This is a genomic window from Olivibacter sp. LS-1 (assembly GCF_008245145.1).
GTDB classification, from domain to species: domain Bacteria; phylum Bacteroidota; class Bacteroidia; order Sphingobacteriales; family Sphingobacteriaceae; genus Olivibacter; species Olivibacter oleidegradans.
Genome location: NZ_CP041643.1, coordinates 1,201,686 through 1,220,378, shown reverse-complemented (window position 1 = coordinate 1,220,378; position 18,693 = coordinate 1,201,686). Strand labels below are relative to the sequence as shown.

Below are 18,693 nucleotides of genomic sequence, written 5' to 3'. Positions count from 1 at the left end.
GTATACATAAAATATTAAGTACCATCAATTAATTTTCGCGATTCGTCCCGAAAAGGCTGCTCAAAATCATTTGAATAACGGCTGTTAAAATAGCGAAGAACATGGCCGAGAAAAAGCCACTGACCGAAAATCCACTCATGATGCTACTGACTAACATGACCATCAGAACAGTGATAATAAAAGATATTAAGCCCAAGGTTAAGATATTCAAGGGCAAGGTAAAAAAGCGTAGGATTGTACCTACCGTAGCATTGGCCAAAGCAATCAATATGCCGGCAAGCATGGCACTCCAAAAACCGGAAACTTCCGCTCCGGGAACAACGTAAGCCGCTCCCATAACGGCTAAACCGGTAATAATTAATTCAATGATAAATCTCATACATTTTTTCTTTAGCTATTACACAAACGAGTTTAGACCGAAAATGTTTAAAAAATCTATCCTGTATTTCGTTGTATCAAGAAAATCAACTATTTGAATTATTAAATAATTTGTCGTACATTTGCATATCTTGATGAAAGAGGGGACAGCATGGTCCCCTCTTTTTATTACAAGAAATTTGTAAATTCACTATGGGCATCGAGAAAAGGGTAACAGAATTAGTAGAAGAAAAGATTGCGGATCGTCCGGACTTATTTCTGGTAGACGTTAAAATGCACAGTAATGGCAAACTGATTATTCACATGGATGGAGATCAGGGAATAACTATTCAGGATTGCGCAGCCATCAGTAGACACGTTGGTTATCATTTAGAAGAGGAAAACGCGATAGAGAATGCGTATAATCTTGAAGTGTCATCACCGGGCATAGACACTCCATTAAAATTACTCCGTCAATATCAAAAAAATATTGGCCGGTCCATCACACTAAAAATGGCGGATGGTTCAAAACGAGAAGGCACCCTACTAGCGGCATCGGAAAAAGAGATGAAGTTAGCAGAAACAATCAAGGAAAAAGGCAAAAAAGCAATACAAGTGGAAACAGTGGTTCCACTGGATCAAATCATAGAAACAAAGGTTTTAATTTCATTTAAATAAAATGAGCAATATAAATTTAATAGACTCATTTCAGGAGTTTAAAGACTTCAAAAATATTGACCGCCCGACGGTGATAAGTGTGCTGGAAGAAGTATTCAGAAGCATGATACGTAAGCGTTTCGGCACAGATGAAAACTGCGATGTAATTGTTAATCCGGATAACGGTGACTTGGAAATTTGGCGCACAAGAACAGTTGTGGAGGATGAATTTTCCGAAGACGACGATTTGGAAATCGAACTTGCGGAAGCTCGCAAAGTAGATCCGGATTTAGAAATCGGTGATGATTTCATTGAAGAGATCACCTTGGAGAGCTTTGGAAGAAGAGCGATTCTTGCGGCAAGACAAACCTTGGTTTCGAAGGTACTGGAACTTGAAAAGGACGAAATCTTTAAGAAGTATAAAGACCGTGTAGGTGAGATCGTCACCGGCGAGGTATACCAAATATGGAAAAAAGAGACCTTGGTTTTGGACGACGAGGGGAACGAATTAATCTTACCTAAAACTGAGCAAATTCCGGCCGATTATTTCAAGAAAGGGGATACGATCCGTGCGGTAGTTTATAAGGTAGACATGATGAATACGACTCCTAAAATCATCATTTCACGTACCGCTCCTGAATTTTTACAACGATTATTTGAACTGGAGGTTCCCGAAATCTTCGATGGGTTGATCACCATTAAGAAAATCGTTCGCGAACCGGGTGAGCGGGCAAAAGTTGCCGTTGAATCATACGATGATCGTATCGATCCGGTAGGAGCCTGTGTAGGGATGAAAGGTTCTCGTATTCATGGAATTGTTCGTGAATTGCGCAATGAAAATATCGACGTGATCAATTTCACGAACAATATTTCCCTGTATATACAACGTGCGTTAAGTCCGGCAAGAATCAGTTCTATTAAATTAGATGATGAAGAGAAAAGAGCTGCTGTTTATTTGCAGTCTGATCAAGTGTCACTTGCTATTGGCCGTGGCGGGCATAATATTAAGTTGGCGGGTAAACTAACCGGGTATGAGATTGACGTGTATAGAGAGAGTGACGAGAATGATGAAGATGTGGATTTGGAAGAATTTGCAGATGAAATTGACGGTTGGATTCTCGATGAGTTCAAGCGTGTTGGATTAGATACAGCAAAATCGGTATTAGCCTTATCAATGGACGAGCTGGTGCGTCGTACTGATTTAGAAGAAAACACAATACAAGAAGTAGTGCAGGTCTTACGTTCGGAATTTGAATAATTCGGCGGAGCGCGCACAAACAAAAGAATGCTTTGTTTATTATTTTAGTAATAAACAACTAAAAAGTATACTTTTGTAATATCACGTAATAAATTAAGAGGTAAATAGATTAAATGACAGAAGGTAAAAGCATAAACTTACTGAAAGCTGCAAAAGAACTGAATATCGGAATTGGTACAGCGGTTGATTTTCTGGCAAAGAAAGGCTATGAAATTGAAGCTAAACCTAACACTAAGTTAGACCGAGACATGTATGAAGTTCTTCTGCGAGAGTTTCAAGGAGATAAGATCGTGAAAGAGGAAGCCAATCAGATTGTGATTGGAAAGATTCGTCGCGAGGAGGCTCCTATTGAAACAACTGCATCAAAAGCAACGCAGCCTGAGGTTGAAAATGATGAGATATTAATTAAAAATAATAGCGCTTTCTCTCCTTCTGTTGAGGATACCAAAGCGAATGCTTACAAACCTCAGCAAAAGGAACCTTCTACTACAGATGAGCAACAAGATAAGGCCAAAGAACCAAGTTCTGAGCCTACCATGGGTGTTAAGGTAGTTGGAAAAATCGATCTTTCTAGCCTTAATCAGCGGAGTAGGCCCGATAAAAAGCCTTATAACAGAGAAGAACCCAAGGCAGAACAAACCGGCGAAACACCGGCTCCGGCTGCGGAACAAAAACCGGAGCAACCGGTTGAAACTCCGAAAAGTGCATCTGTTACGGAAGAAAAACCTGCAGCTGTACAGGAGGAACCCAAAAAACAGGAACAAGCCCCAATAGAACAAAAGGAGCAACCAAAAGCCGAAGAAGTAAAGGCAAATGCACCGGGGCCGAAAGAACCGGAAAAGGAACCGGCTCCACAAAATGAGGTTATCAGAGCTCGGGCCGAGCATTTGAGTGGGCCTAAAGTGATTGGCAAAATAGAGTTGCCCACTTCTCCTCAAAAACGCAAGGATCAGCCGATTGCTTCTTCTTCCGGTGCCGGTAGTTTATCTGATCACAAACGGAAACGTAAGCGTAATACGCTTGGAGGGAATCAGAATCGCAATCAAGGGGATAATACGCAACAACAACGAGGCGGCCAACCTGCCGGAGGTGGTCAAACGCAAAATCGTCCTCACCCGGGTCAGGGACAAAATCAAGGTCCAAACCAAGGGGGACAACGACCCGATCAGCGCGGTGGTAAAGGAAAGCATGATTTTAAGGGACGCGGACGTCACGTTGAGACGCCGAAGGAAGAACCTTCGGAAAAAGAAATACAAGATCAAATAAAAGCAACGCTTGCCCGTCTCAGTGGAGCGGGTAAATCCGGTAAATTTGCCCAACGAGCAAAATTACGACGTCAAAAACGGGATGATGTAGCTTTATCTGCTGAGGAAGCAGCTTTAGAAAGGGAGATGCAATCAAAGGTTCTTCGTGTGACGGAATTTGTTACTGCGAATGACCTGGCCAACATGATGGATGTTTCGGTAACGCAGGTTATCTCAACGTGTATGAGTTTGGGAATTTTTGCTTCGATTAATCAACGGCTTGATGCAGAAACTTTGACAATTGTGGCTGATGAATTTGGTTACGAAGTTGAATTTGTTAAACCGGAAGATGAGGAGACTCATTCCTTAGAAGAAGACGATAATCCCGATAACTTGGTGCAACGCGCACCTATTGTTACGGTAATGGGACACGTCGACCATGGTAAGACCTCACTACTGGATTATATCCGGAAAACGAATGTGATCGGAGGCGAAGCCGGAGGTATTACCCAACATATTGGAGCATACGCCGTTAAATTGGATGATGGAAGAAAAATAACTTTCTTGGATACACCTGGACACGAAGCGTTTACAGCGATGCGTGCTCGTGGTGCCAAAATAACTGATATAGCCATTATCGTAATTGCAGCAGATGATAGCGTGATGCCACAAACCAAAGAGGCCATCAATCACGCACAGGCTGCAGGTGTACCAATTGTATTCGCCTTTACAAAAATCGACAAACCTGGGGCAAACGCGGATAAAATCAGGGAGCAGCTTTCTACCATGAATATTTTAGTGGAAGATTGGGGAGGAAAGTATCAGGCCCAAGAGATTTCAGGTAAGACTGGTTTAAATGTTGATTTATTATTGGAAAAAGTGCTTCTGGAAGCAGAGATGCTTGATCTAAAAGCGGATCCGAAGAAACGTGCCGTGGGTTCGGTTGTAGAAGCCGCACTCGATAAAGGTAGAGGTATTGTAACCACCGTGTTGATTCAAGGAGGTACTTTACGTGTTGGGGATCCGATCTTAGCAGGGTCTCATAGTGGTAAAGTAAAAGCACTTACCAACGAGCGTGGCCAGAAAGTGACTGAAGCGGGGCCTTCTACTCCTATCCAAATATTGGGAATGAACGGAGCGCCAACGGCGGGGGACAAATTTTATGTGCTCGAAAGTGAAGCTGAAGCCAGGCAGATTGCAAATAAGCGTCTACAGTTACAACGTGAGCAAGGGCTCCGCACACAGAAACACATTACCTTGGATGAAATCGGTCGCCGTTTGGCTATTGGAAACTTCAAAGAGCTCAATGTAATTGTGAAAGGTGATGTGGATGGTTCTATCGAAGCTTTATCAGACTCTTTACTGAAGTTATCCACAGAAGAGATCCAAGTAAACATTATACATAAGTCTGTTGGACAGATCTCGGAATCCGATGTTCTATTAGCGTCTGCTTCTGATGCGATTATAATTGGTTTCCAGGTAAGACCTTCTCAAAATGCTCGTAAGTTAGCTGAACAAGAACAGATTGATATCCGCTTATATTCGATCATTTACGATGCGATTGAAGAACTAAAAGCCGCGATGGAAGGCATGTTAGCTCCTAAATTTGAAGAGAAGATTGTTGCCAACGTAGAGATTAGGGAGACCTTTAAAATCAGTAAGGTAGGTACGATCGCGGGATGTATGGTGCTGGATGGAAAAATAAACCGTAATCACGATATCCGGTTAATCCGCGACGGCGTGGTTGTTTATTCAGGTAAGTTAGCTTCCTTAAAACGCTACAAAGATGATGTTAAAGAAGTATCTCAAGGCTACGAGTGTGGATTGAGTATTCAAAACTTTAACGATATCAAAGTAGGCGATATTGTGGAGGCTTATGAGCAAGTAGAAGTAAAGAGAAAATTATAAAGAAGCTCTTCTATAAATAAAAAGGGGTTTTTCGATTGGAAAACCCCTTTTTTATTTAGCCGACTTCTTCGGAAACATCCTATCTGCATAAGAAAAAAGATCAAGGCTATCTATACTTCTTCAAACTGCTGCATATCAACCAAACGTTTGTACAAACCATTTCGAGCAATCAGCTCGTTATGGTTACCCTGTTCTACAATCGTACCGGATTCCAGAACAATAATAACGTCCGCGGACTGAATCGTGCTGAGTCGATGCGCGATCACCAAGGTGGTTCGGCTATGCATTAATTTATTTAAAGCATCTTGGACCAATTTTTCCGACTCCGTATCCAATGCGGACGTAGCTTCATCCAAAAGCAAGATAGGTGGATTGCGTAAAACGGCCCGAGCTATACAAATTCGTTGTCTCTGCCCACCCGATAATTTAACCCCTCGATCACCGATATTGGTATAATATCCATTTTCAGTAGCCTCTATAAAATCATGTGCATTCGCAATTTTCGCTGCCGCCATCACTTGGTCCAGCGTTGCATCCAGCACGCCAAATGCGATGTTGTTAAATACGGTATCATTGAATAAAATCGATTCTTGGTTCACTGTCCCCATTAAGGATCGCAACGAATTGCTTTGAACATCCTTAATGTTTATACCATCGAAAGTAATCTCGCCCGACTGAACATCCTGGAACCGGGGAACTAAATCCATAAGCGTGGATTTTCCGCCACCGGAAGGGCCAACCAGGGCAACTGTTTTTCCTTTTGGAATATCAAAATTTATATTGTTTAGCACCTTTTTATCCTGGTACGAAAAGCTTACATTTTTGAACGCGATACCCTCTTTAAAATCAGTAATAGCGATTGCATTGGATGCATCTTGTATGGCAGGTCGCTCATCGATTAACTCCAACACACGTTCGCCTGCTGCAATCCCCGAGTGAATATTACTAAAAGAGTCGGTAATCGCTTTCGCTGGTCGCATCACTTGGGAGAACATAGCAATATAGGCGATGAAAGAAGCTGCATCCAATTCCTCACTCCCCGTAAGCACCAGATTACCCCCATAAAGTACTAGCGCCGCTACCATTAAAATCCCCAGCAGCTCCGATACCGGCGATCCTAGCTGTTGCCGTCTGGCCATTCTCCTACCCAATTTGGAATAATACACATTTTCATCATGGAACCTTCCCTTTACATAGGATGTAGCGTTAAAAGCCTTAATAATTTTCACACCCGATAAAGCCTCATCCAGATAACTGATCATTCTACCATATACCTGCTGCGCCTCCGTTGCTTGCTCCTTCAATCGCCTAACAATTAAAGAGATGATGAACGCAGACACGGGAATAACCAAAATGGCAAAGAAAGTTAGCTTATAACTAATCGCAAATAGCCAAATGATGTAAAACAGCAATTGCAATGGCTCCTTAAAAACAACTTGCAGCGTAGCTGTCACTGAAAATTGCACAACTTGTACGTCAGAAGCAATTTTAGAAATGATATCTCCTTTTCGTTGATTATTAAAGTATCCGACGTGCAGATCCATTACGTTATCAAAAACCGTTTTTCGGAGATTCAGCAACGTATGGATTCGAAGGTTCTCCATAATCCGTTGCGCGAAGTAGCGAAACAGATTACTGACAAACACCGAAGCAACAATGACGATTAATACACGTTGCAAAGTTCCGTAAGGCCCGAATTGATGACTCAATTCCTGCGCGTAATAATTAAAATGATCAATTAAGTTATACCAGTTATCCGGTTTGCTCACAACCTCCACCCTTTCCCCTTCAATAAATAGCGTATTCAGTAAGGGGATAAGAAGGGCTAAATTCAGTGTTCCGAAGAAGACAGTAATAAGCGTACAGATAATATAGGGTATAGCGTATTTCTCAATGGGTTTTGCAAAAGACAGTAATCTTAGATAGGTTTTCATTCAATGTTTTTAAACCAAAAGTCCAAAGGTAAGAAAAAGCTTAAATACTCCGATAATAGAACGTAAAAAGTTGATCAACATACATATAAAACATGCAGATATTTACGTTACCTCCGGAAACAAAAAAAGTTCAGCGAGTTCTGATGTCAATAACGCAACTATTTTAGTAAATTAGGCCGCTTAAAATAGATGCGATGTTCATAGAGGTAGCTAAAAGATTACAGCATACAGAAGAATATTATTTCTCCAAAAAATTACGGGAAATCGACGAGCTTAATAAAGCAGGAGCGAGCGTTATTAATCTGGGAATCGGCAGTCCCGATTTACCGCCCCATCCAACGGTTATCGAAACATTAAACAAATATGCTGCCCTACCCAATACCCATGCCTATCAGAGTTATAAGGGAGCGCCTGCCTTACGATCGGCCATTGCCTCTTGGTATAAGAAATATTATCAAGTAGAATTAAATCCGGACATTGAAGTATTGCCCCTTATTGGGTCGAAAGAGGGAATCATGCATATTTGCATGACTTACCTTCAAGAGGGAGATGAAGCCCTGATACCCAATCCAGGTTATCCGACCTATAGCTCTGCAGTTCGATTAACGGGTGCGAAGGGTGTATACTATGATTTGCAAGAAGCCAATGCCTGGCTTCCGGATTTAGAGGCACTGGCCAAACAAGATTTAAGTAAAGTGAAGCTGATGTGGGTTAATTATCCACATATGCCAACAGGGGCGAAGGCCGACAAGACCTTTTTTAAGGATTTGATCGCTTTCGCCAAAGCACATCGAATTCTCCTTTGTCATGATAATCCCTACAGTTTTATTTTGACGGAGGAACCAAGTAGTCTCCTGTCAATAGACGGGGCTAAGGATGTTGCTCTGGAATTAAATTCATTAAGTAAATCAAGTAATATGGCCGGATGGCGAATCGGAATGCTTGTAGGCCATCAAGATCGCATTAATGAGATTATGCGTTTTAAAAGCAACATGGATTCCGGTATGTTCTTGCCATTGCAAATGGCCGCGGCCGCGGCTTTAGAATTGGATGAGGATTGGTATACGTCACTTAATAAAATTTATCAGGGTCGGAGAGAAAAGGTCTATGAATTACTCCGAACGTTGAACTGCGATTTTGATGACACGCAGGTAGGTTTGTTTGTTTGGGCAAGCGTACCGGCATCTTATCAAGATGGCTACGCGTTAAGCGATGATGTATTGAAACAAGCGGCGGTATTTATAACTCCCGGTGGGATCTTTGGAAGTGCGGGTCAACATTATGTAAGAGTTAGCTTATGCACCACGGAAACAGTACTACAAGAAGCTATTGACAGAATCAAAGCAAAAATATAAACGATTTACAGATACAATGAAAATTGCCATTATTGGTGTAGGGTTAATTGGTGGATCAATTGCCATTACGCTCAAAGAGAAAAAATTTGCTTCGAAGGTTATTGGTATTGACAAAGATGAGCAAAATATAAAAAAGGCGCTAAGTTTGGGTCTGATCGACGAGGGAAAATCATTAGAAGAGGCCATAGCCGAAGCAGATATATTCATTTTAGCGGTGCCCGTTGATGCGATTTGTAAGATACTGCCAAGTCTACTCGACCAACTATCTCCCAAACAAGTGGTAATGGATATGGGATCTACCAAAGAGAAGCTTTTATCGCTGGTTGAAAACCATGAAAAGCGTGGGCGACTTGTCGCTTGCCATCCCATGGCAGGGACAGAATACTCCGGTCCGGAGGCTGCTGTTCCCAACTTATTCAGTGGAAAGACCATGATTTATTGCGATGCTACCAATAGTGATGAAGACGCTTTTGATACCGCAGAAGCGGTGGTAGACCAGTTGGAAATGAAGACAGTTTTCATGAACGCCAAAGAACATGACGTACACACCGCTTATGTTTCGCACATTTCGCATATCACTTCTTTTGCTTTAGCGCTTACCGTCTTAGAGAAAGAGAAGTCGCAAGGAAGGATTTTCGAACTAGCTAGTTCGGGGTTTGAATCCACCGTACGTTTAGCCAAAAGTTCAGCGGATATGTGGGTACCCATATTCAGGCAAAATCGAAAAAACGTTATGGATGTTTTGGAAGAGCATATTCATCAATTGCAGAACATGCAACATCTATTGGAAACCGAAGATTACCAATCGTTCTATAAGCTGATTAAAAAATCGAACAAGATCAAGCGGATATTAAAGTAATGATGCAAAGCAACCGCTATACTGCATCAATTTCTATTCAGGAGATTAATTTCCATACAGGCATATAAAGCAGCGGTTTCCGTTCTAAGACGTGTGTTCCCCAAGCTTATTGCCTGGCAGCCTTTGCTTATAGCGAATTCAACTTCCGAAGGACTGAAATCACCCTCAGGCCCAATAAGAACACAATAACTGCCATGAGGCTTTATTTCAGCGGTTAGTGTCACTTTAGTTGCTTCCAGACAATGTGCTATAAAATGCTGCTTTGCCGGCAGTTCTTCAGCAAAACGACGAAAATCGATTGGTTCGTTAATTTTAGGGTGATAGGCGCTTAACGACTGTTTCACAGCAGCGGTCACCACCTTCGTCAAGCGTTCGATTTTAAGCTCTTTACGTTCAGAATGCTCACAAATGATCGGTGTAATCTCATCGATACCGATTTCCGTTGCCTTTTCTAAAAACCATTCCAAGCGGTCCAGGTTTTTAGTGGGCGCCACTGCAATATGTAAATAGTGGTTTCGCTTCCCATAATTCCGCTCAATAGTTAAAATGCGGACTTTAGTGCGTTTGGGGTGCGCATCGGCAATTTCGACTCGAAACAAGCTGCCGCGTCCATCAATTAATACAATGGGATCACCTATGCCAAGCCTTAATACACGTGCGCAATGTTTACTTTCATCCTCATTAAGCACATATTCAATGGCATTAGCCTCAATATCCGGTGTATAAAAAAGGTGCACTATTAATTAATATCAATCCTCTTCTTCCATGTTCTCGCTGTCGCGAGGTAGCGACTCCAGCTTTACATATTCGATGTTCTGCTGTGTCTTCTTTAAAATAGTGAAGATATAACCGTGGAATTCTTTTCGCTCTCCAACATCCGGGATTTTATCGAAAACGGTTATTACTAGGCCGGAAAGCGTATCGTAATCTGAGCTTTCAGGCAACTCATACGGTAAATATTCATTCACGTCATGTACGCTGGCAGCAGCTTCAACGATATACTCGGTATCCGAAGCCTTTTCAACAATCGGTTTTTCTTCATCATATTCATCCTGAATTTCACCAACCAATTCTTCCACAATATCTTCCAATGTAACCATACCCGCCGTACCACCAAATTCATCGAGCACAATCGCTATTTGAATGCGTTTCAACTGAAATTCGCTCATCAAATCATTTATCTTCTTATTCTCCGCTATAAAATAAGGTTTTCTGATAATGGTTTTGAGCACGAATTCTTTATTATTTACCATTAAAGGTAAAATATCTTTGGCATGCACAATGCCGACAATCTTATCGATTGTTTCATCGTACACAGGAATTCTTGAGTAACCTTCACTGATAATGGTTTGCAGAAGTTCCTCCTTTGGGCTACTTAATTCAATACCGACGATCTTGGTTCTCGGTACCATGATGTTCTTTACAACCCGTTCATTAAAATCGAAGACGTTCTTAATCAGCTCATGTTCAATCATATTCAAAGCACCGCTTTCCTTCCCTTGATCCAAGAGGTATTGTAGCTCTTCAGTAGAGTGATGCGCTTCATGCATATGAGCACCAAAGCCTAAAAGGCGTAAAATGAAATTGGCGAATCCATTTAAGATCCAGATGAACGGGCGAAATATGATATAGAAAAACCTTAAAGGCAAGGACAAGGCCATAGTTGTCCCCACAGGACGTTGAATTGCTATCGACTTCGGAGCCAATTCACCGAAGACAATGTGCAAAACTGTTATAATAGAGAATGCTAAAACATGTCCAAGATTAGTAGCAATTTGCCCTGTCAACTCAACGTTAAACAAACCAAACACCTTGTTCACGATTTCGGTCATAACGGATTCGCCCACCCAACCGAGGCCAAGCGATGCCAATGTAATTCCAAGTTGGGTTGCCGCTAAATAACCATCTAAATGCTGAGTTATATGCTTAGCAACTTTTGCCACGCTATTACCGGATTTTGCTTTTACTTCAATTTGCGAAAGTCTAACCTTTACAATAGCAAATTCAGCAGCAACAAAAAACCCATTGAGCACTACCAGAAATAATGTGACAAAAATTTGGAAGCCCATGTACTATTTGTTAATGAACGTCTTCTGATAGAGCTCTAAGCTCTCCTGGATGCAAGTATACGCGAACGACTTACCCATCCATTTTTCAATGGTAACATTCTTTCCTTCCAACGCCTTATAATCCTGAAAGAATCGAACGATTTCCTTCATCGTATGTGGAGGAAGCTCGGAAAGGTCATTAATATAGTTAACCGACATATCATTTTTTGCTACAGCAATAATCTTGTCGTCCTGTTCACCTCCGTCAACCATGTGCATGACTCCAATGACTTTAGCTTCGATAATAGACATAGGAACTACATCCACGGAGCAGATAACCAGAATATCAAGCGGGTCTTTATCATCACAATACGTTTGGGGTATAAAACCATAGTTTGCCGGGTACATTACCGATGAAAATAAAACACGATCCAACTTTAGCAGACCGCTTTCTTTATCAATTTCATATTTGGCTTTGGAACCTTTAGGTATTTCTATGATTGCGTTTACGGAAGAAGGGACATCATCGCCCGGAGATACATTGTGCCACGGATGTGCGTTATTCATATAATTCTAAACTTAACTAATACTCTTTTTCTTCTTTTTTATCCTGGTTGACAGGATGCTTTTTAAAACTCTGTTTTATGATTGCGACAATAATAGGCGATGCTGTCAAGGCAACAAAGCCAATTACAATATATTCAATATAATCTATAATCTGCGGAAACTGCCTACCTAAATAAAACCCTGCTAAGGTTAATGTTAACACCCACAAAAAACTTCCTATTATATTATATAGAACGAATTTTTTAAAATCCAAACGCACGATACCCGCAAATATGGGAGCAAAGGTACGTATTATTGGCATAAATCTGCCCAAAATTAAAGCAGCTCCTCCATATTTGTTATAGAATTCCTCAGCCATTACGATATATTTCCGTTTAAAAAGCCACGAATCCTTACGCTTAAAAAGCATAGGTCCGGTACGCCATCCAAACCAATAGCCTACAAAATTCCCTAATATGCCAGCAAATATCATTCCTGAACACAAGGTAAAAATCGAAACATCTAATAAACCTGAAGCAACAAATAGGCCTGCCAGAAAAAGCAGGTAATCTCCTGGTAGAAAAAAGCCAAAAAAAAGCCCTGTTTCAGCAAAAACTACGAATACTATTAGGTAGAAGCCTCCCGACCGGATTAGGGTCTCAGCATCAAAGTATTGAAAAATAGATAAGCAGAATTCTTGCATATATAGCTACAAAGCTACCATTATAAATTCAAACATACGAAAAATTTACTAGCTCCGTACCTAATAGACATTATATTAAACTGCTTAAGCACTCTGGGTAAATGCCAATAAGCAAGGTTAATAGCGCAGCTATAAATAATACTACTTTATAGTTGTTGTCTGTTGTTATAAGAACGGCATTCCCCTCCTTGAAATACATATTAATAATAACATGGAAATAATAGAAAATACCAATCGCTGCATTGATGGCTGCCAAGATGACAAGCGCAACATGTAAATTAGACAGCGCCTCGGAAAACATCAGAAATTTGCCAATGAACCCAGCCGTTAATGGGATGCCTGCTAAAGATAGCATGGCTATTGTAAGTATTAATGCAAGAAAAGGATTTGTTTTTCCCAAACCGTTAAACGATTCGAAATATTCACCACCCTCGCTCCGTTTAACCAATATCAATACGGCGAAAGCGGTAACGGAGGCAATTGAATAAGCCGTCGCATATACCAACATGGCACCGTTGGCCTGATTATTCATGTTTAATATAGCGAACAACATATAACCGGCATGCGAAATACTCGAATAAGCAAGCATACGTTTAAAGCTTTGTTGCACGAGGGCACTGATATTCCCTATGAAAAGGGTTAGAACGATAATGATGAGTAGAATGGGAGCCCAAAAACTTTGCAACGGCTCAAAGCAGACGGAGAACAGGCGTAAAAAGCCACCGAATGCGGCCGCTTTCACCACGGTGCTCATAAAAGTAGTAATTAGAATCGGTGATCCATCATAGACATCCGGTGTCCAGAAATGAAAAGGCGCAGCCCCCACCTTAAAGCCCAAACCAACGATCAAAAATAATATACCGGCATAAAACAAAGGGGAAATAGTAGAACCATTACTTGTTACATAATCCCTTATTTTAGCTAGGTCGAAGGAAGCGCTGGCCCCGTAAACCAAGGCAATACCAAATAACAGGAAGCCGGTCGAAAACGCACCCATCAAAAAGTATTTGAGTGAAGCTTCGTTTGATGCCAGATCCTTTTTTCTTATACCGGCTAAAATATAGAGCGCTACAGACATAATTTCTATTCCAATAAACAACATGGAAAGATTGTGAAAAGCAACAACCAGTAAAGCGCCTGTAAGAGAAAAAATCAGAAGTGCATAATACTCTGCTATATTCGAGCTAATACTATCAAAATAACCTTTGGACAGCACAAATATCAACATCGTAATACCAATAAGGAGCATAGAAAATGCCAATGCAAATTTGTCGAATAGGACCATTCCACTGTAAAGCGGTGTAGCATCTACAGACCACAGTTTCCATTCAAAAAATAAAGCCGCCAACATCCCGAATAAGGAAACCGGTAACAAGGTCTTAGGCGCTTTAAATATTCCCAGATATAAAACGAGTATTGCTAATAATGACAATGTAATAATTGCGCTCATTTGTATTCTATTAATTTCTTTTCAGATATAGTTCTTTAATCTACTCCCTATTCTTTAGTGCACCGTCTTCACCTGTTCTATCAAATTTGTCACGGCGGCTTCGGAGAGGTGAAGCAATGGCCTTGGATACAATCCGATAGCGATTATCAAAACAACGAGAACCCCTAATAAAAGCAGGTCCGTTCCGTTAATGTCTTTAAAGTGGGTCATTCTTTCATTCGTCTCACCGAGCATTACACCCTGGTACATACGCAGCATATAAACCGCTCCCAAAATAATAGTAAGTCCGGCAAATATCGCCCACCAGAGACCCGCTTGATAAAGCCCTATAAGCAATAAAAACTCACCGATAAATCCATTGGTTAAAGGTAGACCGATAGCCCCCAAAACAATAACAAGGAAAACAAGCGCGAGTGTTGGAGCGTTTTTTGCAAGCCCCCCCATGTCCTGTATCTCCCGCGTTTTCAATTGGCGAGCAATAATCTCTATTACAAAGAATAATCCAACAACGCTAATCCCGTGATTGATCATCTGTATCATGGCGCCTTGCAAGCTCTGAACGTTCCAAACAAAAACGCCTGCCGCAATCAGTCCGACGTGTGCGATGGAAGAATAGGCAATTAAACGTTTTACGTCTCTTTGCTTAAAGGCAATGATAGATGCATACACAATGCCGATCACTGCCAAACTGAGCACGAGGGTTCCGTACTGACTGAAACCGAGTGGCGCTATCGGTAACAACCATCTAATTAATCCGTAAACGCCCATTTTTAACATAATGCCTGACAATAACATCGTTCCTGCCGTGGGTGCTTCTACATAAGTGTCCGGTTGCCATGTATGAAAAGGAAACAAAGGCATTTTGATGGCAAAAGCGATGAAAAATGCCCAGAAAATATAGCGTTGTGTCTTTTCATCCAGCTTTAGCTCATAAAAGGAGCTTAATTCATAATTTGCTGTGGGGACCTGGGTATAGAGATAGATAATAGCAATGAGCATTAACAGACTCCCAGCAAAGGTATAAATGAAAAATTTCAGCGTAACACGCGCTCTATTCTCCCCTCCCCATAAACCACATATGAAGTAAATCGGAATCAACGCAATTTCCCAACCAACGTAAAAAAGAAAGGCATCTAAAGCGGTAAAAACCAACAAAAGGCCTGTTTGCATAAACAAAACAAGCGCGTAGAACGCCCCCCTTTGTTGTTGTTTAAACGTACTGAGAATAATTAAGGGTATGAGCCCGTTGGTAAGTAATACCAAAGGCATGCTGATGCCATCGATCCCTACATGAAAGTGGATACCCAGTGCCGGGATCCAGGGAATATTCTGTTCAAATTGCATACTGGCATCCAGTACGAAAGCGCCAAGTAAAGTACCGGTTATCCCGAGCGCTATAAGTGAACAGATGAGTGCTATTGGCTTAGCTAAGTTAGTGTTTTTTATGAAAGCTAACAGAACTGCTCCTATTATGGGTACAAGAAGAAGTAAAACTAAGTTATCCATGAATTTTCTTTACCTTATCAGATTAAATTATAAATAAACCGTAAGCCAATACGGCGATAATGCCGATCACCATATAAAAAATATAATAGCCCACATTACCTTGCTGTAGTAACCTCAATAAGGTTCCTGCTTGCGATGCGCCATTTCCGATGTAATTTACGAAACCGTCGATGAGCTTTCTGTCAACTGCATAAAAAAGACTAGACAATCCATTCAATGGTCTGGTAACAACACGATCATAAAACTCGTCAATATAAAACTTGTGATATGAAAGTCGTTCCAATACACTGCGATCCTCGTGATCGGCCACAGGCAGAGCGGCTTTCTTTATGTACTTAGCGTAAGCATAGCCAGCCATTACGAGCGCCGCAAGGGCAGACAGCCCCATTAAGATATATTCTGTTGTATGTGACAGATGACCGCTTGTATTTTTTGACGTAGAGGCTGCAAAAACGGGCTGCAAAAAATTAGAAAGTCCTGTATGTCCGCCCAAGGCTTCCGGTATGTTTAAAAAGCCTCCACCGAAAGAGAGTACGGCTAAAATAATGAGTGGTAAGGTCATGACTACCGGAGACTCGTGGAGATGTCTTTCCTGATCATAGGTACCTCGGAATTTACCATAGAAGGTAAGAAATAGCATTCTAAACATATAGAAGGCGGTGAACAAGGCTCCTACAAATCCTCCAACCCATAAAATTTTATTATGAGCGAAAGCATGTGCCAATATTTCGTCTTTGGAGAAAAAGCCCGCTAGCGGCGGGATACCCGCTATAGCAATTGTACCAATCAACATGGTTACAAAAGTTATCGGCAGTTTTTTCTTTAAACCGCCCATTGATCGCATATCCTGCTCATTGCTCATGGCATGGATTACCGATCCCGCTCCCAAGAACAACAAAGCTTTAAAGAAAGCATGGGTAATAACGTGAAAAAACGCTCCGGTGAAAGCTCCTACACCGAGTCCCAAAAACATATAGCCTAATTGTGAAACGGTTGAATAAGCTAGTACCTTTTTTATGTCGTTTTGAGTAACTGCGATAAATGCCGCCAATAAAGCTGTTAGCAAACCAACAATTGCTATGATTTCCATGGTTGCCGGTGATAAAGTAAAGAGAATGTTCGACCTTGCAATCAGGTAAATTCCTGCTGTTACCATGGTTGCGGCATGTATTAGCGCAGAAACCGGTGTTGGGCCAGCCATCGCATCCGGCAACCAGGTAAATAAAGGTATTTGAGCAGACTTACCTGTTGCCGCTATGAAGAGTAGGAGTGAAATTAAAAACAAGGAGGAATCGCCTACCGGGAATCCGGCTGCTTTTGGTAAGATATCGTTAAATTCAAGCGAACCGAAGGTATAAAACAAGAGGAATATGGCAAGCAAAAAACCCAGATCTCCGATTCGATTCATAACGAAGGCTTTCTTGGCCGCACTTGCATAGTCAACGCGCTGGTACCAAAATCCGATTAATAAATACGAACATAAACCTACGCCCTCCCATCCAATAAACATAACGACGTAATTGGATCCCAAAACCAACAGCAGCATAAAAAAGATGAAAAGATTCAGATAGGCAAAAAATTTACCAAAACCTGCATCATGCTTCATATATCCTGTTGAATACAAATGAATCAAGAAGCCGATACCCGTAATGATGAGTAACATAATAGCACTTAGGGGGTCCACCAAAAAGGACAATGATATATGTAAGTTGCCTGCGCTTATCCAGTGGAAGATCGTTTGGGAGAAGGCGGCGTCTTCGCCTCCCTGCCGAGCGGCATAAACCGCACCAAAAACATTACAACTTAATAAAAAGGAGGCCAAAATAGTTCCGCAGCCAATAAGCGAGATAATTGGCTTCGACAGGCTATTTCTGCCTAATCCGTTTAATACGAACCCTATTAAAGGTAAAAGAACGATCCAAATTAATCCAGTCATACGATGTTTATGTTAGCTATACGTCTTGCGAGTAGCTTATTTTGTTCAAAATAGATTTAAATTTTAGATTGATTACAGCCCGGCTGTAAGCTTCAAATCTTACCACTTCAACTTATTGAGCGAATTGATATCAATCGATCGGGTATTTCGATATACCATCACAATGATGGCCAGTCCAACCGCAACTTCCGCCGCTGCAAGGGCCATGACAAAAAACACAAAGACCTGCCCCGAGGCATCGCCGTGGTATGCCGAAAAAGCTGCCAGTAAAAGGTTTACCGCATTGAGCATCAGTTCTATGGACATCATAATGATAATCACATTTCTGCGAGTAAGTACACCGATTACGCCAATCGAAAACACTATACTACTCAATAATATGTAATGATTCAGCGGTATTCCTTGTAAATCTTTAACGATTGTCTCCATTATATACTTTTTTGTTCTTTCTTTGCCAGTAACACTGCGCCTACCATCGCTGTAAGCAATAGCAATGACGAAATTTCAAAGGGTAATAAAAATTCATTAAATAACACTTTACCGAGATTGCCGACAAGACCAATATCCGGGCTTTTAAGGATTAAAGGGTCGGAAACTTCAATCGCTCGTATAGAACCCGCAACGGTCACGAGCAAGCACATACCTGCAACAGCTCCCATTACCTTCACTAAAACCGATTTCATAGGCTCCGTATCCTTGTTCAGGTTTAAAAGCATCAATACAAACAGAAAGAGAACCATGATAGCTCCCATATAGACTATAAAGTTTACCACGGCCAAAAACTGGGCGTTCAACAAAATATAATGCACAGTGAAAGTGAAAAAAGTGATTACCAAATACAGTACGCTATGTACCGGATTTTTGGTAATGATCACCATCAATGAGAAGAATATTGAAAGAAAGGCTACAAAATAAAATAAGCTCACAATCTA

16 protein-coding genes are annotated in these 18,693 nt (G+C 41.2%); 5 read left to right on the top strand and 11 right to left on the bottom strand.

Annotated features, from left to right (window positions below):
- Positions 1-28: 28 nt before the first annotated feature.
- A complete protein-coding gene (locus tag FKG96_RS05000; protein ID WP_013664900.1) occupies positions 29-379 on the bottom strand; it encodes a phage holin family protein in 351 nt (116 codons plus the stop codon).
- Between the two features lie 191 nt (positions 380-570).
- On the opposite strand from FKG96_RS05000, the gene rimP reads away from it, so the two are divergent.
- The 3 genes from rimP (at position 571) to infB (ending at position 5,424) form a co-directional block, all read left to right on the top strand.
- Entirely contained in the window at positions 571-1,035 is a 465-nt protein-coding gene (rimP, locus tag FKG96_RS04995; protein ID WP_130854469.1) for a ribosome assembly cofactor RimP, read from the top strand.
- A gap of 1 nt (position 1,036) precedes the next feature.
- Positions 1,037-2,272 carry a transcription termination factor NusA gene (nusA, locus tag FKG96_RS04990; protein ID WP_013664898.1) on the top strand — a complete coding sequence of 412 codons (1,236 nt, stop codon included), beginning with the start codon at positions 1,037-1,039 and terminating at the stop codon, positions 2,270-2,272.
- A gap of 113 nt (positions 2,273-2,385) precedes the next feature.
- Positions 2,386-5,424: a translation initiation factor IF-2 gene (gene infB / locus FKG96_RS04985; protein WP_130854470.1), complete on the top strand. Its 3,039-nt coding sequence runs from the start codon at positions 2,386-2,388 to the stop codon at positions 5,422-5,424.
- A 110-nt stretch (positions 5,425-5,534) separates the two neighbouring features.
- Here the strand turns inward: infB and FKG96_RS04980 are convergent, their stop codons facing one another.
- Positions 5,535-7,358: an ABC transporter ATP-binding protein gene (locus FKG96_RS04980; RefSeq protein ID WP_130854471.1), complete on the bottom strand. Its 1,824-nt coding sequence runs from the start codon at positions 7,356-7,358 to the stop codon at positions 5,535-5,537.
- A gap of 194 nt (positions 7,359-7,552) precedes the next feature.
- Between FKG96_RS04980 and FKG96_RS04975 the strand changes: the two genes are divergently transcribed.
- Both FKG96_RS04975 and FKG96_RS04970 read left to right on the top strand, forming a co-directional pair.
- Positions 7,553-8,713, top strand: a complete 1,161-nt coding sequence (locus FKG96_RS04975; RefSeq protein WP_130854472.1) for a pyridoxal phosphate-dependent aminotransferase — start codon at positions 7,553-7,555, stop codon at positions 8,711-8,713.
- 16 nt (positions 8,714-8,729) lie between these two features.
- Positions 8,730-9,572, top strand: a complete 843-nt coding sequence (locus FKG96_RS04970) for a prephenate dehydrogenase (protein WP_130854473.1) — start codon at positions 8,730-8,732, stop codon at positions 9,570-9,572.
- Between the two features lie 26 nt (positions 9,573-9,598).
- Here FKG96_RS04970 and FKG96_RS04965 read toward each other — a convergent pair whose 3' ends face one another.
- The 9 genes from FKG96_RS04965 to FKG96_RS04925 form a co-directional block, all read right to left on the bottom strand.
- Complete coding sequence (locus FKG96_RS04965) at positions 9,599-10,309, bottom strand: 16S rRNA (uracil(1498)-N(3))-methyltransferase (protein WP_013664893.1); 711 nt, start codon at positions 10,307-10,309, stop codon at positions 9,599-9,601.
- Between the two features lie 12 nt (positions 10,310-10,321).
- Positions 10,322-11,641: a hemolysin family protein gene (locus FKG96_RS04960; RefSeq protein WP_013664892.1), complete on the bottom strand. Its 1,320-nt coding sequence runs from the start codon at positions 11,639-11,641 to the stop codon at positions 10,322-10,324.
- Between the two features lie 3 nt (positions 11,642-11,644).
- Entirely contained in the window at positions 11,645-12,187 is a 543-nt protein-coding gene (locus FKG96_RS04955; RefSeq protein WP_013664891.1) for an inorganic diphosphatase, read from the bottom strand.
- Positions 12,188-12,203: 16 nt separating this feature from the next.
- Positions 12,204-12,869: a DedA family protein gene (locus FKG96_RS04950; protein ID WP_013664890.1), complete on the bottom strand. Its 666-nt coding sequence runs from the start codon at positions 12,867-12,869 to the stop codon at positions 12,204-12,206.
- Between the two features lie 70 nt (positions 12,870-12,939).
- Complete coding sequence (locus tag FKG96_RS04945) at positions 12,940-14,319, bottom strand: NADH-quinone oxidoreductase subunit N (RefSeq protein WP_130854474.1); 1,380 nt, start codon at positions 14,317-14,319, stop codon at positions 12,940-12,942.
- Between the two features lie 54 nt (positions 14,320-14,373).
- Entirely contained in the window at positions 14,374-15,825 is a 1,452-nt protein-coding gene (locus FKG96_RS04940; RefSeq protein WP_130854475.1) for a NuoM family protein, read from the bottom strand.
- Positions 15,826-15,847: 22 nt separating this feature from the next.
- Complete coding sequence (nuoL, locus tag FKG96_RS04935) at positions 15,848-17,761, bottom strand: NADH-quinone oxidoreductase subunit L (RefSeq protein WP_130854476.1); 1,914 nt, start codon at positions 17,759-17,761, stop codon at positions 15,848-15,850.
- Positions 17,762-17,860: 99 nt separating this feature from the next.
- Entirely contained in the window at positions 17,861-18,190 is a 330-nt protein-coding gene (nuoK, locus tag FKG96_RS04930) for an NADH-quinone oxidoreductase subunit NuoK (protein ID WP_013664886.1), read from the bottom strand.
- Positions 18,190-18,687: an NADH-quinone oxidoreductase subunit J gene (locus FKG96_RS04925; RefSeq protein ID WP_013664885.1), complete on the bottom strand. Its 498-nt coding sequence runs from the start codon at positions 18,685-18,687 to the stop codon at positions 18,190-18,192. The genes nuoK and FKG96_RS04925 overlap by 1 nt, the downstream gene beginning before the upstream one ends.
- Positions 18,688-18,693: the final 6 nt, after the last annotated feature.

What these genes read in the sequence shown, in the direction of transcription:
- FKG96_RS04955 (WP_013664891.1), bottom strand. Translation starts at nt 12,187, where the DNA reads ATGAATAACGCACATCCGTGGCACAATGTATCTCCGGGCGATGATGTC.
- FKG96_RS04970 (WP_130854473.1), top strand. Translation starts at nt 8,730, where the DNA reads ATGAAAATTGCCATTATTGGTGTAGGGTTAATTGGTGGATCAATTGCC.
- nuoK (WP_013664886.1), bottom strand. Translation starts at nt 18,190, where the DNA reads ATGGAGACAATCGTTAAAGATTTACAAGGAATACCGCTGAATCATTAC.
- FKG96_RS04975 (WP_130854472.1), top strand. Translation starts at nt 7,553, where the DNA reads ATGTTCATAGAGGTAGCTAAAAGATTACAGCATACAGAAGAATATTAT.
- nuoL (WP_130854476.1), bottom strand. Translation starts at nt 17,761, where the DNA reads ATGACTGGATTAATTTGGATCGTTCTTTTACCTTTAATAGGGTTCGTA.
- rimP (WP_130854469.1), top strand. Translation starts at nt 571, where the DNA reads ATGGGCATCGAGAAAAGGGTAACAGAATTAGTAGAAGAAAAGATTGCG.
- infB (WP_130854470.1), top strand. Translation starts at nt 2,386, where the DNA reads ATGACAGAAGGTAAAAGCATAAACTTACTGAAAGCTGCAAAAGAACTG.
- nusA (WP_013664898.1), top strand. Translation starts at nt 1,037, where the DNA reads ATGAGCAATATAAATTTAATAGACTCATTTCAGGAGTTTAAAGACTTC.
- FKG96_RS04945 (WP_130854474.1), bottom strand. Translation starts at nt 14,319, where the DNA reads ATGAGCGCAATTATTACATTGTCATTATTAGCAATACTCGTTTTATAT.
- FKG96_RS05000 (WP_013664900.1), bottom strand. Translation starts at nt 379, where the DNA reads ATGAGATTTATCATTGAATTAATTATTACCGGTTTAGCCGTTATGGGA.
- FKG96_RS04950 (WP_013664890.1), bottom strand. Translation starts at nt 12,869, where the DNA reads ATGCAAGAATTCTGCTTATCTATTTTTCAATACTTTGATGCTGAGACC.
- FKG96_RS04960 (WP_013664892.1), bottom strand. Translation starts at nt 11,641, where the DNA reads ATGGGCTTCCAAATTTTTGTCACATTATTTCTGGTAGTGCTCAATGGG.
- FKG96_RS04980 (WP_130854471.1), bottom strand. Translation starts at nt 7,358, where the DNA reads ATGAAAACCTATCTAAGATTACTGTCTTTTGCAAAACCCATTGAGAAA.
- FKG96_RS04940 (WP_130854475.1), bottom strand. Translation starts at nt 15,825, where the DNA reads ATGGATAACTTAGTTTTACTTCTTCTTGTACCCATAATAGGAGCAGTT.